Annotated in this window: 1 protein-coding gene; it reads left to right on the forward strand. The window is 63.1% G+C overall.

The genetic code is table 11. The features are described 5' to 3' along the window. Positions 1-174: 174 nt before the first annotated feature. A partial coding sequence (locus GS601_RS23445) for a hypothetical protein (RefSeq protein WP_238393469.1) occupies positions 175-696 on the forward strand: 522 nt, incomplete at its 3' end.

Below are 696 nucleotides of genomic sequence, written 5' to 3' on the forward strand. Positions count from 1 at the left end.
AACATTGCCCAGCTTCTCCCTCCCGCCTCACGCGGTCACGTCGGTTTTCACTTGCCGTCGTGACGCCGTTCGCGCTTGTCAATCGCAGTGCCGGCCGCGTCGGGCGCGTCGGACAGTCGGACAGTCGGACAGATGCGACTCCTCGTCCGGGCCGCGAATACGGCGACACGATGGATGCTGGCACTGGCCGGCAGCCTCGTGCAGCTGATGTCACAAGTCCTGGTGTACGCGCTGTTCGCGCTGACGTTCCTGGCGGCGCTGACGCACGACTTGCGGCTCCGACGCAGGCGGCTGGGCGGCTGGGCGGCGGTGGCGCGCCGGGCCTGGCAAGTCCAGCGGGTGCCTATGGTGATCCCCGGGTTCAAAGACGACGAGGACGACGAGGACGACGAAGATGGCAGTGGGGACGGTGAAGCGGCGGCAGCAGCAGTAGCAGATGTAGAGGAGGATTCAAGTCATTGTTCAAGTCAGGATTCAAGTCGTTATTCGAGTGCGAGTCCGCCGCGGCGGTGTCAGCATGGCCGGAATGGCTGGAGTTCGAATTCCGGCTGCTTGCAGCGGAAGAACGCACCGCTTGGCAGCCAAGCAGCCACTGGATCGACTCAGGAGACTCAGAAAGGGACACTCGAGCCCGAGTCTGACTTGGCTGCACATGATGGCTCGGATGATTCTAGTTCTGGTTCTGGTGAGGGCATT

The organism is Myxacorys almedinensis A (assembly GCF_010091945.1).
Lineage (GTDB): Bacteria > Cyanobacteriota > Cyanobacteriia > Leptolyngbyales > Leptolyngbyaceae > Myxacorys > Myxacorys almedinensis.